This window comes from Xanthobacter autotrophicus (assembly GCF_029991245.1).
GTDB classification, from domain to species: domain Bacteria; phylum Pseudomonadota; class Alphaproteobacteria; order Rhizobiales; family Xanthobacteraceae; genus Xanthobacter; species Xanthobacter autotrophicus_C.
Window position 1 is genome coordinate 18,702 of sequence record NZ_JAIVFO010000009.1, and the last position, 15,614, is coordinate 34,315.

Annotated in this window: 10 protein-coding genes and 1 tRNA gene; 6 read left to right on the top strand and 5 right to left on the bottom strand. The window is 70.1% G+C overall.

What is annotated here, in order from left to right; translation table 11 throughout:
- Positions 1-14 precede the first annotated feature (14 nt).
- The gene (gene treS / locus K9U41_RS03315; protein WP_282639442.1) at positions 15-3,326 is read right to left on the bottom strand and encodes a maltose alpha-D-glucosyltransferase; all 3,312 of its coding nucleotides are present in this window, start codon (positions 3,324-3,326) and stop codon (positions 15-17) included.
- 544 nt (positions 3,327-3,870) lie between these two features.
- Here treS and K9U41_RS03320 point away from each other — a divergent pair.
- Together K9U41_RS03320 and K9U41_RS03325 are read left to right on the top strand one after the other, a co-directional pair.
- Positions 3,871-4,113 (top strand): hypothetical protein, encoded by a 243-nt coding sequence (locus K9U41_RS03320; protein WP_282639443.1) that lies wholly within the window; start codon positions 3,871-3,873, stop codon positions 4,111-4,113.
- Positions 4,114-4,448: 335 nt separating this feature from the next.
- The gene (locus K9U41_RS03325; RefSeq protein WP_282639444.1) at positions 4,449-5,687 is read left to right on the top strand and encodes an MFS transporter; all 1,239 of its coding nucleotides are present in this window, start codon (positions 4,449-4,451) and stop codon (positions 5,685-5,687) included.
- 20 nt (positions 5,688-5,707) lie between these two features.
- Here K9U41_RS03325 and ppk2 read toward each other — a convergent pair whose 3' ends face one another.
- From ppk2 to K9U41_RS03340, 3 genes are all read right to left on the bottom strand, one after another.
- The gene (ppk2, locus tag K9U41_RS03330) at positions 5,708-6,520 is read right to left on the bottom strand and encodes a polyphosphate kinase 2 (protein ID WP_282639445.1); all 813 of its coding nucleotides are present in this window, start codon (positions 6,518-6,520) and stop codon (positions 5,708-5,710) included.
- 49 nt (positions 6,521-6,569) lie between these two features.
- On the bottom strand, positions 6,570-7,061 hold the full coding sequence (locus tag K9U41_RS03335) for a hypothetical protein (protein WP_282639446.1): 492 nt from the start codon (positions 7,059-7,061) through the stop codon (positions 6,570-6,572).
- Between the two features lie 225 nt (positions 7,062-7,286).
- Entirely contained in the window at positions 7,287-7,535 is a 249-nt protein-coding gene (locus tag K9U41_RS03340; RefSeq protein ID WP_282639447.1) for a hypothetical protein, read from the bottom strand.
- A gap of 425 nt (positions 7,536-7,960) precedes the next feature.
- Between K9U41_RS03340 and K9U41_RS03345 the strand changes: the two genes are divergently transcribed.
- The 3 genes from K9U41_RS03345 (at position 7,961) to K9U41_RS03355 (ending at position 13,343) form a co-directional block, all read left to right on the top strand.
- Positions 7,961-9,226, top strand: coding sequence for a D-amino acid dehydrogenase (locus K9U41_RS03345; RefSeq protein ID WP_282639448.1), 1,266 nt, complete (start codon positions 7,961-7,963; stop codon positions 9,224-9,226).
- 353 nt (positions 9,227-9,579) lie between these two features.
- Entirely contained in the window at positions 9,580-10,701 is a 1,122-nt protein-coding gene (locus K9U41_RS03350; RefSeq protein ID WP_282639449.1) for a metallophosphoesterase family protein, read from the top strand.
- Positions 10,701-13,343 carry an AAA family ATPase gene (locus K9U41_RS03355; RefSeq protein WP_282639450.1) on the top strand — a complete coding sequence of 881 codons (2,643 nt, stop codon included), beginning with the start codon at positions 10,701-10,703 and terminating at the stop codon, positions 13,341-13,343. Before K9U41_RS03350 ends, K9U41_RS03355 begins: the two co-directional genes overlap by 1 nt.
- Positions 13,344-13,371: 28 nt before the next feature.
- Here K9U41_RS03355 and K9U41_RS03360 read toward each other — a convergent pair.
- Positions 13,372-13,446: transfer RNA gene (locus K9U41_RS03360), tRNA-Gly, on the bottom strand.
- Between the two features lie 284 nt (positions 13,447-13,730).
- Here K9U41_RS03360 and K9U41_RS03365 point away from each other — a divergent pair.
- Complete coding sequence (locus tag K9U41_RS03365; RefSeq protein WP_282639451.1) at positions 13,731-15,578, top strand: aminopeptidase P family protein; 1,848 nt, start codon at positions 13,731-13,733, stop codon at positions 15,576-15,578.
- The last annotated feature ends 36 nt before the right edge of the window (positions 15,579-15,614 follow it).

The following is a 15,614-nucleotide window of genomic DNA, read 5'->3' on the forward strand; positions in this document are numbered from 1 at the left end:
TATGTCATAACCCTTCATGGCAGCGAATTAAGGGAGACGCCGCGGGCGAGCGTGGCTCCCTCCTCCGCGTCGGCGGCCTTCAGGAGGCGCGCCGTCTGGCGGTAGAGACCGGTGACGAGGGCATGGGTGCCCCGGGGCGGCGCCCGCTCGCCGGCCACCGTCCGCGCCAGGGCCTCCAGGATGAAGGCGTCGGCCAGGGGGCGCGAGGCAGTCGCCGCCGTCGGCGCCCGCTCCAGATAGGCGCCCAGCACCGCCCGTTCCGCGCGGACGAGGAAGGCCGCGATCAGTTCGCTCCTGAGTTCCGGGGCATCGCATGCCGCACCCGCTTCGCCTCCGGCAATGCGGGCGGCGATCCGCTCCAGCGCCGCCAGCAGCGCGGCCACATCGCGCCACGGGCTCTGTGGTGCCCGCTCCCCTTCCGGCACGCCATCAAGGCCGCCGAGGGCGCCCACGATCAGCACGTCGCCGCCCGCCACCAGCATGTGGTCGAGGTCGCATCGGCCATGGATGCGGATCAAGGGCAGCGCCGTGCCGGAATAGAGCGCGCCAAGCCGCTCCCTGAGCGCGGCACGCGCGCCCTCCAGCTCGGCGAGGCGGGCCGGCCGTGCCCCGTCCGGCGCGGGTCGGCGCGCGATGGTGTCGAGGGCGGCGGAGAAGGTCGCCTCCGCCCGCGTGCGCCACAGGACCCGCATGTCTCCGCTCGCCTCCCTTGGGGCAAAACCGGCGGCGTCCGAAGGCGCCGAGAGGGCCGCGTGCAGCTCGCCGAGGCGCCGGCCCATGTTGCGCAACAGCGCCACCATGCCGGCGATCTCGTCCTCGAAGCGCTGGCGCGCGCCGTCCACCGTGGAGGCGGCGGTGTCGAGGGCGCGCTGGAGCTGGGTCATGGTCCAGTCCGCCGCATTGCCCTGGTGCTGCACGCGCCCGTAGACGAGGGCCAGCGGCGCCCGGGCGCCCGCCGGATCGGTGCGGGTGACCGCGCCGAGCAGGGGCGGCACCTGCGGCAGGCCGAGGGCCGTGAGATGGCGCGCCATCTCCTCTTCCGCCGTGTGGCCGAACTGCATGTGGCGGAACAGCTTCACCGCCACATGATCGGTGATCACGAGGTTGGCCGCCGGCTCGTCGGCATCGATCAGCTCCGCCGGAGCGCCGCGCTCCACAGCAATGCCATCGAGGTGGCTGGTGCGCGAGAAGGCGATGGCGCCGCCATCGGGCAACGCCACGGGAGCCTCCTCCCGAAGCGCCCGCACCACGCCGGCCGCGAGCCCGTCGAGCACCGCCGCATCGGTCAGGAAGCCCACACGGCGGCCCTGCCGGACGCGGGTCAGCGCCAGTTGCTCGGCAATGGCCGGGGGATGCTGGTCCTCCCAGGCGATGCACAGGGGCATGAGGTAGCGCTCGGTGGCACCGGCGATCTCGGCCTCCACCTCGGCCAGCACCACGTCGCGCTCGGTGCCGGGCAGGCGCATGGCCCAGCCGAGGCGCGTCGCCCCGATATCTTCAGCGCGCCCCGCGAACCAGCGGCGGCGGGCGAGATAGCCCGGCAGCGCCTCCTGCTCGATCACGGCGCGATGGGGCTCGGAGAGCGCCCCCATGAGCCCGTCGCGCACCACCAGGGTGGCGAACTCAGGCAGCGCCTCCGGCGCCGGATCGCGCCAGGACGGCTCCGCCGCCGTCTGCGACAGGCTGAAGGCATAGAAGCCGTAGGGCGGCAAGGTGAGGACGAACGGCGCGCGGCCGAGCGCGGCCAGGGGCGTGCCGCTGACGAGGTCCACCGGCACCCGCCGCTCGAACTCCGCAAGATCCAGCTCCACCGCCTGCAGCGTGTGGGCGAGGTTGGCGACGCACAGCACTGCTTCCCCGTCCTGCTCGCGCAGATAGGCGAGGATGCGCCGGTTGCGCGGGAACAGCAGGCGGAAGGTGCCGCGCCCGAAGGCCGCATGCTGCCGGCGCACGGCGAGGAAGCGCCGGGTCCAGTTCAGCAGCGAGTGGGCATCGCGCGACTGCGCCTCCACATTCACCGCGCCGTAGCCGTAGAGCGGGTCCTGGATCACCGGCAGCACCAGCCGCTCGGGATCGGCCTTCGAGAAGCCGCCGTTGCGGTCCGGCGACCATTGCATGGGGGTGCGCACGCCGTCGCGGTCGCCGAGATGGATGTTGTCGCCCATGCCGATCTCGTCGCCGTAATAGATCACCGGCGTTCCGGGCAAAGTGAGCAGCAGCGAGTTCATCAGCTCCATGCGCCGCCGGTCGCGCTCCAGCAGGGGCGCGAGGCGGCGGCGGATGCCGAGATTGATGCGCGCCCGCCGGTCTGCCGCATAGACGCTCCAGAGGTAGTCGCGCTCGGAATCGGTCACCGTCTCCAGCGTCAGCTCGTCGTGGTTGCGCAGGAAGATGGCCCACTGGCAGGTGGGCGGGATTTCGGGCGTCTGCCGCAGGATGTCGGTGATGGGGAAGCGGTCTTCCCTGGCGATGGCCATGTACATGCGCGGCATGATGGGGAAATGGAACGCCATGTGGCATTCGTCCGCGTCCGCGCCGAAATATTGCTGGGTGTCCTCCGGCCACAGATTGGCCTCGGCCAGCAGCATGCGGCCGGTATAATGCGCGTCGAGGTGGGCGCGGATCTGCTTCAGGATGGCGTGGGTCTCCGGCAGGTTGCCGCAGTCCGTGCCTTCCCGCTCCACCAGATAGGGAACGGCGTCGAGCCGCAGCCCGTCCACGCCCAGGTCCAGCCAGAAGCGCATGATGGAGAGCACGTGCTCGAGCACCTCCGGATTGTCGAAGTTGAGATCCGGCTGGTGGGAATAGAAACGGTGCCAGTAGAACTGGCCGGCGACCTCGTCAAAGGTCCAGTTCGACTTTTCCACGTCGCAGAACACGATGGGCACGCCGGGATAGCCCTTGTCGTCGTCCGCCCACACATAGAAATTGCGCTCGGGACTGCCCCTGGGCGCCCGCCGCGCGGCCTGGAACCAGGGATGCTGGTCGGACGTGTGGTTGATCACCAGCTCGGTGATGACGCGCAGGCCCCGCGCATGGGCCTCGGCGATGAAGCGGCGCGCCTCGTCCATGGTGCCGTAGTCCGGCGACACGCCTTCATACAGCGAGATGTCGTAGCCGTCGTCGCGCCGCGGCGAGGGATAGAACGGCAAAAGCCACACGGCGGTGGCGCCCAGATCGGCGATATAGTCGAGCTTGGAGATGAGGCCCCGGAAGTCGCCGATGCCGTCGTCATTGGCATCGAAGAAGGACTTCACGTGGAGCTGGTAGATGATCGCATCCTTGTACCAGAGCGGATCATCGCCGGCGGTGACGGGCTCAGGCATGAAGCGACCTCCCTTGAGGGAGAGGGGGCGAGAGGCGAGTGCGGAAGATCTGGAAGAAGGGCACGGCAATCCTTGAACCGTCGCGTTTCGGTCTGGCCGTGAGGGCCATGCTTCAGCAACTCTGCTGAAGCTTGGCGGTTCCGCTGCCGATGCGATGGTGGAGCCGAAGGAGAACCCAGAAATGGGGCAGCCGGACGGCATGCGGGGGAATGCCGTCCGGCTGGCGCGCTTTGCCGAGCCGGCATCGTGCACGCCGTTGGTTCTAAACCGCCCTGCGCGCCTCACATCCCGAATTTGGAGGATACGGCGAAATTCCCGCAGCGATACGGCACAAAAAATCTGGAACAGCCGGGAACCGAAGGGGCGTTCCCGCGTTTTGACGGACGAGCGGGCTCCGGGAGCCTCCGTGCCCGCTCTTCGGCCATGCTTGAAACCTCGGGTTCCAATCCTGGGCGCCCTTCCCCCGAATGCGGGAAGCGCAAAGCGGCGCTGGCCGACACAAGAGCCGTTGCCAACGCGCTGCAACCCCTACGGAGGACCGTCCATGTTCGAAGCCGCCCGTCGCCCGTTGAAGATCTGTGTTGATGGCTCCTGCATCGTCCTGCACTCGCTCGACGAGGCGATCGGCTTTGTCCGCTCGCACCCCGTGCGCGAGCATGCCGAGATGCTGCTGGACCAGATGGAAGCCGCCCGCCTGCCCGAACTCCAGCGTCGGGCCTGGGTGGCCTTCGAGACTTTCGCCGATGCGATGAAGCTCGTCCCGGATGTTCCGCGCCGGCTGATGTGATTTGCAAAACCTCGGCGCCCGCGCCGCGCGACGCCCCGCCCGTGGCACGCCACCATGGGCGGGTTTTTCATGGAGCATATCGGGTGGATCCACATTCGCCGGATATGCTCCATCTCGTTGTTTTTACGTAATTCCCGACGCCGAACCCCTGCACATTTTTACGGGAATCGCTCTGGCGCCTTGAGAATGCGCCCCGCGCGGACAGGCCATGCATGAGGCGGGCACCCCTCCAGCCTTAAATGCATTTGGTGATTTTGCTGCGCTGCGGCATAAATTGACGTTCATCATCCGGCGCCCTGCGCCCGAACCGGCTTCCGCCCCATCCGGTGATCGTCATGGCCGCACAGCCTTCCGCCCCGTCGCCCGCTCCGGCGCGCGGCAATCCCCGCATGCCCCTGCTGGCGCTCGCTGCCGCCGCCTTCGGCATCGGCACCACCGAATTCGTCATCATGGGCCTGTTGCCCCAGGTGGCCGGCGACCTTCACGTCACCATTCCTCAAGCCGGGCTGCTGGTGACGGGCTATGCCCTGTCCGTCACCTTCGGCTCGCCCTTCCTTGCGGTGGCGACGGCGCGCATGGACCGGCGGCGCGCGCTCCTGGCGCTGATGGGCGTCTTCATCCTCGGCAATCTCATGTGCGCGCTGGCGCCCTCCTACTGGCTGCTCATGGGCGCGCGGGTGCTCACCGCCCTGTGCCATGGCGCCTTCTTCGGCCTCGGCGCGGTGGTGGCGTCCGCCCTCGTGCTGCCGGGCCGCAAGGCGCAGGCCATCGCCATGATGTTCGCCGGGCTGACCCTCGCCAACGTGCTCGGCGTGCCGGCAGGGACGGCGCTGGGCGAGGCCATGGGCTGGCGCAGCCCCTTCTTCGTGGTGGTCGCCATCGGCATCGCCGCCGCGCTGGCGCTGGCCGCCTTCCTGCCGCGCACCATCGAGGTGCCGCCCATGAACCTGCGGCGCGAGGCCAAATCCATCGGCAGCCCGCAGGTCATGTTCGCCATGGCCATAAGCATCGTCGCGTCGGCGAGCCTGTTCAGCGTGTTCACCTACATCGCGCCGATCCTCCAGACCGTCACCGGCCTCAGCACCCACGGGGTGACGCTGATGCTGCTTCTGTTCGGCATCGGCCTCACCTGCGGCAATTTCCTCGGCGGCTGGCTGGCGGACTGGCGACTGATGCCCTCGGTGATCGGCATCATCGCCGTGATCGTCCCGCTGCTGGCATCCTTCGCCCTCACCAGCCACACGGTGGTGCCGGCGGCGCTGACGCTGTTCGTCTGGGGCGTGCTGGCCTTCGCCCTCGTCGCGCCGCTGCAGATGCGGGTGGTGAGCGAGGCGGCGAAAGCGCCCAACCTCGCCTCCACCCTCAACCAGGGGGCGTTCAACTTCGGCAACGCCATGGGCGCCTGGGCCGGTGGGCTCGCGCTCACCGCCGGCCTGCCCTATGGGGACCTGCCCTTCATGGGCGCCGGCATTGCGGTGGCGGGGCTTGCCCTCGCCATCGCCTCATATACCCTCGACCTGAAGGCGCAGCGCCAAGCTGTGGCGGACCCCGCGCCGGTCGCCGGCCGGCCCTGACAGCCGCCGCCGGGCAAAGCTCAGAACCGGGCCGGAACCCGGTGGCGGGCGTAGTCCGCCTCCACATAATCGTGGGATTTCTGACGCTTGGGCAGCTTGATCTTCTCCCGCGGCACGTCCTCGTAGGGGATGCGCGACAGCAGGTGCGAGATGATGTTGAGCCGCGCCCGCTTCTTGTCGTCCGAATGGGCGACGAACCAGGGCGCCCACTGGGTGTCGGTCGCCTCGAACATCTCATCCCGCGCGCGTGAATAATCATACCAGCGCGAATAGGATTCGAGGTCCATGGGCGAGAGCTTCCAGACCTTGCGCGGATCGTCGATGCGGCTCTCCATGCGCCGCGTCTGCTCCTCCTCGGAGACTTCGAGCCAGTATTTGAGGAGGAGGACACCGGACTCGACGATGGCCTTTTCCACAAAGGGCGTGGTGGCAAGGAACTTCTTCGCCTGTTCCTCGGAGCAGAAGCCCATGACGCGCTCGACCCCGGCGCGGTTGTACCAGGACCGGTCGAAGATCACGATCTCCCCCGCTGCAGGCAACAGCGGCAGGTAGCGCTGGATGAACATCTGCGACTTCTCGCGCTCCGTGGGCGGCGGCAGCGCCATCACCCGGAAGATGCGCGGGCTCACCCGCTCGGTCATGGCCTTGATGACGCCGCCCTTGCCGGCGCCATCGCGCCCTTCGAAGATCACGCAGACCTTGGCGCCCACGTGCCTGGCCCAGAGCTGGACCTTCACCAGCTCGCCGTGAAGCGCCTTCAGCTCACCCTCGTATTCCTTGCGCTTCAGGGGTTCTTGCTTGTCACCCTTTTTTCCGTCTTCCGAACCGCCCATGGCGTCCTCCTGTTCTTGTTATTCTGCCTGCTGTGGCGCCGGCCCGGCCTCAGGCCCAGCTGAGGAAGAAGCCGATGTCGCCGGGCATGCCGTTCGGCCAGTCGATGACCATGGCCTTCAGCTTGTAGTGGCCGGCGCGCAGGTGGTCGCGCCACAGCTCGTAGGCCTGGCGGGGACGGCCGGTGAGGCTGTCGGGCCAGCCTTCCTCCGCATTGTTGATGGCGCGTCCCTTGTCCGAACACAGGGTGTTGGGGAAGCGCATCACCATGATCTCGGTCTCGCCCCTCTGGGCGGCGAGGCGCATCTTGGTCTGCAGGTTGGTGGTGATCTCGTGCAGCATCTCGGGGGTGAGGTCGACCGGCTGCGACAGGGTCTTCACCAGCTCCTCGCGCGCCTTGTCGGCGCGGTCCATGGCGGCAAGTTCCTTCGACAGCTTCGACTGCTCGACCTCCTGCATGTAGGCCTTGAGGTCATCGGCCGTCATGAAGGTCTCGTCGCCCAGCTTGGTGTGCGATGCGTTCGGCGCGGCGGTTTCCGACATGTCTCTCTCCCTCTCGTCCTTGGCCATGGGCGGGACTGTGCCAGTTTTGGCAGACGCCCCATTTCGTCATTGTCCGATATCAACACCTTCCTGAAACCGGAGCCAAGATGCAGTGCAGGAGCGCCACCTGCGGGAGGTTCCATCGTAAGGTTCAGGCCCGACAAAAAAACCGGCGCGGCCAAGGCCGGCGCCGGTCTGTTCAAAGCAGCTGGGAAGGTCGCGCGATCAGATCGCCGCGAACACCTCGGCGGGAATGCGGAAGAAGCCGCGACCGTTGGACAGGGTGCGGTAATAAGGAGTAGCGCCCAGGAAGAGCCGATCGAACCAGGCCTTGGGGGCCACGCTCTCGGGCAGGCGGTCGATGGTGAGCACTTCGGCGCTGGGGCTGAAGCGGACGTGGATCAGCACGTCATCGACCTTCTGGACGGGAGCTTCTTCAACCGGCAGCTCAATGCGCTTGGCAAGGGCACTCATCACATCGTCTCCTCTGGAAGAGATCAAGAAATCCGCAACGGAGCCTTTTGGAATGCGGCCGCGCTCCCTTGAAAACACTGAGAAACGCGCGCCCTGCGGCCTCCTGCGAGCTTCTGCCGGCCGAGCGCGGAACCGTGCACTCCACCGGGCACGCCCGAAGACCCCGTCAGCCTCTCAAGGTTAGGAGACGGCGAAAGATCGTTCTTTGATCATGATCAATCCTTGGGCGATGGCCGCCAAATACCCGCGCGACAGGCGGTCGCAGGGCCGCAGGGCGTCCACAGCGATCCCGCCCGCGCGAGAAATCGTGATCGACGACAAGGCGCGAAAATTGCTTGAGTCAGCCCGAATGGCGCTGGCTTCGGCGCTGAATGTCGCCTCGCCGCCCCCACCCGGGGCCGGCGAGGCGGAAGGGGATCTTCGCCATGCGCATTCTGATTCTCGGCAGCGGTGTCGTGGGAACGGCCTCCGCCTATTACCTGGCGCAGGCCGGGCACGAGGTGACGGTGCTCGACCGCCAGAAGGCAGCGGGCATGGAGACCTCCTTCGCCAATGCGGGCCAGGTCTCGCCCGGCTATTCGGCGCCCTGGGCCGGGCCGGGCGTTCCGGTGAAGGCCATCAAATGGCTGCTCATGCACCACCGTCCGCTGGTGCTGTGGCCGAGCCTCGACCCCAAGCTCTACCTGTGGCTCGCCCAGCTGCTGGCCAACTGCACCGAGGCCGCCTATCGCCGCAACAAGGCGCGCATGGTTGCGCTTGCCGAGTACAGCCGCGACGCCCTCGACGCGCTGAGGTCCGAGACCGGCATCGCCTATGACGAGCGCACGCTGGGCACGCTCCAGCTGTTCCGCACCCAGAAGCAGCTCGACCACGTGCATTCCGACACCGAGGTGCTCGACGCGCATAACGTCCGCTACGAATTGCTCGACCCGTCGGGCTGCATCCGCGCCGAGCCGGCGCTCGCCCGGGTGCGGGACAAGTTCGTCGGCGGCCTGCGCCTGCCGGGGGACGAGACCGGCGACGCCCACATCTTCACCCAGCGCCTCGCGGAGATCTGCGCGCGGCAGGGCGTCACCTTCCGCTATGGCACCACCGTGGAGGGGCTGCGGCACGAGGGGGGGCGCATCACCGGCGCGATGCTGGCCGGCGGCGAGGTGGTCACCGCCGACATCTATGTGGCCGCCATGGGCAGCTATACCCCGGCGCTGCTCGCGCCTTTGGGCATAAGGCTGCCGGTCTACCCGGTGAAGGGCTATTCCCTCACCCTGCCCATCGTGGACCCGGATGCCGCGCCCCGCTCCACCGTGATGGACGAGACCTACAAGGTGGCCATCACCCGCCTCGGGGATCGCATCCGGGTGGGCGGAACGGCGGAACTGACCGGCTTCGACCTGAGCCTGCGGGAGCCGCGCCGGGCCACCCTCGCCTTCTCGGTGGGCGACCTCTTCCCCGCCGGCGGCGACATCGCCAGGGCTTCGTTCTGGACCGGGCTGCGGCCCATGACGCCGGACGGCACGCCCATCATCGGCCCGACGAAGCTCGACAACCTCTTCACCAACACCGGCCACGGCACGCTGGGCTGGACCATGGCCTGCGGATCGGGCCGGGTGCTCGCCGACCTGATCGGCGGGCGCGCGCCGGACATCGACACCGCCGACCTCTCCGTCGCCCGCTACGCCGAGGCGGCCTGAGGGGCGGACGGCATCGATGATGGCGTGTCTCAGTTTGAAAAGAAACGCCGTCGGCCCCCTCCCCCGCCCGAACTCGGCTGTTGCCGAGTTCGGCTCCCATGAGCCGAAGCCGGAAACATCCGGCTTCGGAGCGGGAGAGGGTTCCATGGTGCCTGGTCGAAGCAGCAGAACTTCAAACTGAGACAACACCGTGATTCGCCTCGCCCGCCCCTGCCGCGCCGCGAAGCCGGGGGACCCGACCCGCCGCCCTTTCGCGCAACCGCACGTCCTGCCGGCGGTTTTCCGCGACCCTGCGCAGCAGCCTTGCCTTGCCGGCGCCGGCGGCGTCTAAGCTCCCGGCCCGGGAGGGCCGCATGCGTTTCATCCACACCTCGGACTGGCAGTTGGGCAAGCCGTTCGGGCGCGCCCCGGAAGAGGCCCGCGCGGCCTTGCAGGAAGCCCGCCTCGGTGCCATCGACAGCCTCGCCCGCGCCGCGCAGGCCCACGACGCGCCGCTGGTGCTGGTGGCCGGCGACGTGTTCGATAGCGCCGAGCCCGGCGACCGGGTCTACCGGCAGGCGCTGTCGCGCATGCGGCAGGCGGCGAACGTCACCTTCGTCCTGCTGCCCGGCAACCACGATCCCCTGCGCGCCGACGGCCTGTGGACCCGGCTCAAGGCCGAGACCCCGCCCAACGTGATCGCTGCCATCGCCGCCGAGCCCATCTCCCTCGGCGAAAACGCCGTGCTGCTGCCGGCCCCGCTCACCCACAAGCGCAGCCTGTCCGATCCCACGGCCTGGTTCGACACGGCGCAGACGGCGCCCGGCGCGCTGCGCATCGGGCTGGCCCACGGCTCGGTGCAGGCATTCGGCTCCGACCCCGACACCAATCTCCTCGCCCCCGATCGCGCCCGCCGCGCCGGCCTGTCCTATCTGGCGCTCGGCGACTGGCACGGCCGGCTCCGGATCGACGAGCGCACCCATTACAGCGGCACACCGGAACCGGATGATTTCGGCCGCGAGGCCACCGGCCTCGCCCTGCTGGTGGATCTGGCCGGCCCCGGCGCGCCGCCGCAGGTCACCGACCTTCCCATCGGTCGCCACCACTGGATCGAGGCCGACTGGACCCTCGCCGCCGCCGCCGATCTCGACGCCCTCCTGGCGGGCCTGGCTCCCGGATGGGCGCGGCAGGACGTGGTGGCGCGGCTGCACCTTGCCGGCCTCGTCTCCCTCGGCGACAAGGTGGCGGCGCGCCGCCGGCTGGAGGATGCCCTCGCCCACGAGTTGCGCTGGCTCGACCTCGACCTTGCCGGCCTCGTCACCCGCCCCACCGACACCGACCTTGCCGAGATCGACGCCTTCGGCGATCTGCGCGCCGCCGCCGAGCGCCTCAACGCCATGGCAGCCGAAGGCGGCGCCGAGGGGCGCCTCGCCGGTGCCGCGCTGGAGCGGCTTTACGTGGAGCACCATCGGGCCCAGCGGCCGGGAGAGGCCTGATGCGCATCCGCCGCCTGACCATCGAGAATTTCCGCAAGTTCCGCGCCCCCGTGGTGCTGGAGGGCTTTGCCGACGGGCTCAACCTCGTCTGCGAGCCCAACGAGACCGGCAAGTCCACGGTGCTCGACGCCTTGCGCGCCGCCTTGTTCGAGCGCCACAGCGCCAAGAGCGACCGCATCCGCTCCTTCCGCCCCCAGGGCGACGAGGTGGCGCCGACGGTGGATCTCGCCTTCGACGTGGGCGGCGGGGAATGGCGCCTGTCCAAGCGCTTCTGGGCTGCGCCGCAGGTGACGCTGGAGGGCCCCGACGGGCGCTTCTCCTCGGACGCGGCGGAGGAAAAGCTCCAGTCGCTGCTCGGCTTCAACCGCGCCGGCAATCGCGGCGCCGACGATGAAAGCCGCGGCGCCCTCGGCCTGTTGTGGGTGGAACAGGGCCTGTCCTTCCAGCTCGGCGCCCCCGCCGAGACCGCCCGGCGCTCGCTGGAGGAAGCCCTGGCCGGCGAGGTCGGCGCGGTGACCGGCGGGCGGCGGGCGAAGGCCGTGGTCCTGCAGGTGGAAAAGAGCCTCGCCGACTTCTACACCGCCACCGGCCGCCCCACCGGCCGCCTGAAGCAGGCGCAGGAGGCGGCCGACGCCGCCCGCCTCAAGGCCGACGACGCCCGGCGCGAACTCACCCAGTTCGAGGGCCTGCTGGAGCGGCTGGAAGCCAAGCGCAACGACCAGCGCCGCCTCGTCCGCGACATGGAAGACCCGGAGATCGACGCCGACCTGAAGCGGCTCGGCGACGACATCGACCGCGCCAAGCAGGCAGGCCAGGCGCTGCGCATCGCCGACCTCGCCCTGCAGAAGGCGTCCGGCGAGCGCATCGCGCTGGAAGCGCGCACGACCGCACGCGCCCAGATGCGCGACGCCCTCGCCAGGGCCGAGACGGCGGCACGCAAGGCCGCCGCCGATGTCGCCACCCATTCCGAGGCCATGGCCCGCGCCCGGGGCGCCGAGCAGGAGGCCGCCGCCGCCCTGGAGCGCGCCCGCGCCGACCTGCGCGCCGCCGAGGACGCGCGCGACAGCGCCCGCACCGAGCGCGATGCCGCCGAGCGCCGCCGCACCCTTGCCGCCGCCTTCGCCCGGCTGGAGCGGGCCGAGGCGCTTGCCGCCGATATCCGCATCCGCGACGCCCGCATCGCCGCCGAGCGCATGGACGAGGCGGCGGTGAACTGCCTGCGCCAGCTGGAGGACGCCGCCGGCGCCGCCCGCGCCGCCGTGGAGGCGGGCGCAGCCACCTTGCAGGTGGCGCTGGAGCCCGGCGCGCCGGGCATCCTCCTGGACGGCGCGCTCCTTGCCGACGGCACGACGGTGCGCCTCACCCGCCCAATGGTGATCACTGTTCCCGGCGTCGGCAGCTTCACCCTCACCCCGCCGGCCAGCGGCGCCCCCGCGGTCGCCGGTCTCGAAAACGCCCAGCGCAAACTTGGCGACTTCCTCGCCGAGCACGGCCACCCCACGCCGGCGGCGGCGCGCGCGGCGGCGCGGGCGCGGGCCATCGACGAGGCGGAGCTTCTGGGGCTGCGCACCCGGCTGAAGGCCGAATGCCCGGCCGATGCCGCCCTCGGCATCCCGGCGGGTCTCGACCCGCTGCGCGGGGCGCTGGCCGGCCTCACCCCTCCGGCTCCGGAGGCAAAGGAAGCCCCGGCCGGCCTTGCCGACCTCGAAACGCGCACCCGCGCCCTGCGCACCGCCGAGACCGAGGCGGGGGCCCGGCGCGAGGCCATGCTGGAGGGGCTGAAGGCGGCACAACAGCAGGAAATGGCCCTTGCCACTGCGCGGGAGCGCGCCGAGGGCGACCGGCGCCGTCTCGCCGATGACCTCGCCGCCGAGACGAGTGGCCTCGCCGACGCCGACCTCGCCTCCGCCCGCGCCGCGGCGCAGACCGCCGAGGGCCGCGCCCTGATGGATCGCGATGCGGCCCAGCGTGCCGCCGAAGTGCTGGACGAAGCCACCCTCGTGCGCAAGCGCGACGCGCTGAAGAAGCGCCGCGAGACCCTGCAGGGCCAGTTGCCGGCCCTCGCCGGCGAGGTGGCGCGGCTGGAGGAGCAGGCCAAGACCCTGGGCGGCGAAGGCCCCGCGAGCCGCGCCGACGCCGCAACCGAAGAGGCGGACGCCGCCGAGGCCGCGCACCAGCGCCTGAAGCAGGAGGCGGACACGCTGGCGCTGCTCCTCAAGGTGCTGCGGGAGACCCAGCAGGAGGCGGCGCGGCGCTATCTGGAGCCGGTCACCCGCCGCATCGAGCCCTATGTGCGCCGGCTTCTGCCCAATGCGAGCCTGGCCTTCGGCGAGACCCTGCGGCCCGAGGCACTCAGCCGCGGCGGGCGGGAGGAGGCGGCGGACCTGCTCAGCAAGGGCACGCAGGAGCAGATCGCCATCCTCACCCGCATCGCCTTCGCCGACCTGCTGATCGCCAAGGGCAAGCCGGCCTCCCTCGTGCTCGACGATGCTCTCGTCTTCGCCGATGACGACCGCTTCGAGACCATGATGGAGATTCTCACCGAAGCGGCGACACGCATGCAGGTGGTGATCCTGAGCTGCCGCGCCTCCGCCTATCGCGGCGTGGCGGCGACGCGCCTTGCCATCCGCGAGGGGCGGTAGGCCATCGAAGCGCGGAAAAGAAGGGCGATGGAGCGGGCGATGGGAATCGAACCCACGACATACAGCTTGGGAAGCTGTCGTTCTACCACTGAACTACGCCCGCGCGCCGGGCGACCATAATCGCAGGCGCCCTCCCCCATCAAGGGCGTTGCGCGAAATACCCACCGTCTGGAGCGAGCCCCCGGTCCGCCGCGTAACCATGCCCGATGCACGCCCAGGGGCACGTCCAGGGGCACGTCCCGATCCGCCTGCGATGCGGGCCGATCGGGCACGCCGTTCGCTTTCCCGGAGTGGGAAGGCGGATTTGCCGCCCGGATGATTCCACCGGAGCCGATCCGGCTCTATGGTTGGCGAAATATCCCCTTTCCAGCTCCGGCCGCCCCGCCCATGACCGCGCACCACAAGACCCCCCATGCCTTCAAGGCCGTGTTCCAGACCTTCGACGACCTCGCCGACGGCGCGGCGGGGCCGGCGCGGCTCGCCGCGCTCCGGGCCGAGCTGGCGCGGCTGAACGTCGACGGCTATGTGGTGCCGCGCGCCGACGCGCACCAGAACGAATATGTGCCGCCCTGCGAGGAGCGCCTCGCCTTCCTCACCGGCTTCACCGGCTCGGCCGGCACGGGGATCGTGCTTCAGGACACCGCCGCCCTGTTCGTGGACGGGCGCTATACCCTCCAGGCCCCGGCGCAGGTGGATACGGGTGCCTTCACGGTGGTGCCGCTGTCCCAGACGCGGCCCGATGCGTGGGTGGAAGCGAACCTGCCCCGAGGCGCGCGGCTGGCCTACGATCCCTGGCGCACCACCATCGACGGCCGCGACCGGCTGGCCAAGGCGGTGGGGGCGGCCGGCGGCATCCTCGTGCCGCTGGAGGCCGACCCCTTCACCGCCATCTGGCCGGACCGGCCGGAGCCGCCCCGCGCGCCGGTGCGGCTGCTCGACCTGTCGGTGGCCGGCGAGGACACGGCGGCCAAGCTCCGGCGCGTGCAGGAGAAGCTTGCCGCCGACAAGCTCGACGGGGCGCTGATCTCCGATCCCCACGGCGCGGCCTGGCTGTTCAACATGCGTGGCGGCGACGTGGCCCACACGCCGCTGCCGCTGGCCTGGTGCATCGTGCCGCGCGAGGGGCTGCCGGACCTCTTCCTCGAACCGCTGAAGCTCTCCCACGAGGTGCGCGCGGCGCTGGCCGGCCATGCGCGCCTGCACGGCACCGGCGACCTCGACACCGTGCTCGCCAGCTTCGCCAAGGGCCGCAAGATCCGGCTGGATCAGGCCACGGCGCCGGTGCGTCTGGCCGGCCTCATCGAGGCGGCGGAGGGCACGGTGGACAAGGGCACCGATCCCATCGCCCTGCTGAAAGCCTCCAAGAACCCGGCCGAGATCGCCGGCATGCGCGCCGCCCACGCGCGCGATGGCCTCGCCCTCGCGCGGTTCCTCGCGTGGTTCGATGCCGAGGCGCCGAAGGGCCATCTCACCGAGATCGAGGCGGTGGAGGCGCTGGAAACCTTCCGCCGTGGCACCGGCACCCTCACCGACGTGTCCTTCCCCACCATCGCGGGGGCGGGAGAGAACGGCGCCATCGTGCATTATCGCGTCACCCGCAAGACCAACCGGGCGATCCATCCGGGCGAACTGTTCCTGCTGGATTCCGGCGCACAATATCCGGACGGCACCACCGACATCACCCGCACCCTCGCCGTGGGCACGCCGACGGCCGAGATGCGCCGCCACTACACGCTGGTGCTGAAGGGCCATCTGGCCCTGAGCCGGGCGGTGTTTCCGGAGGGCATCACCGGCGCCCAGCTCGATCCGCTGGCGCGGCAGTATCTGTGGGCGGCGGGGCTGGATTTCGACCACGGCACCGGCCATGGCGTGGGCGCCGGCCTTTCGGTGCATGAAGGCCCGGCGCGCATCTCCCAGCTCGGGCACCTGGCGCTGGCACAGGGCATGATCCTCTCCAACGAGCCGGGCTATTACCGCACCGGCGCCTACGGCATCCGCATCGAGAACCTCATCCTGGTGGAGCGCCGGGACCTCGCGGGTGCGGAGAAGCCGTGCCTCGGCTTCTCGACCCTGACGCTGGTGCCTTACGACCGGCGGCTCATCGACCTCAGCCTGCTGGATGGCGCGGAGCGGGAGCAGGTGGACGCCTATCATGGCCTGGTGGCCGAGGCGCTGGCCGGCGATCTCGACGAGGCGGAGCGGAACTGGCTGGCGCAGGCCACCGCGCCGCTTTGAACGGAACCAAGCGGGAACTCTACGGTCAGGCTGGCG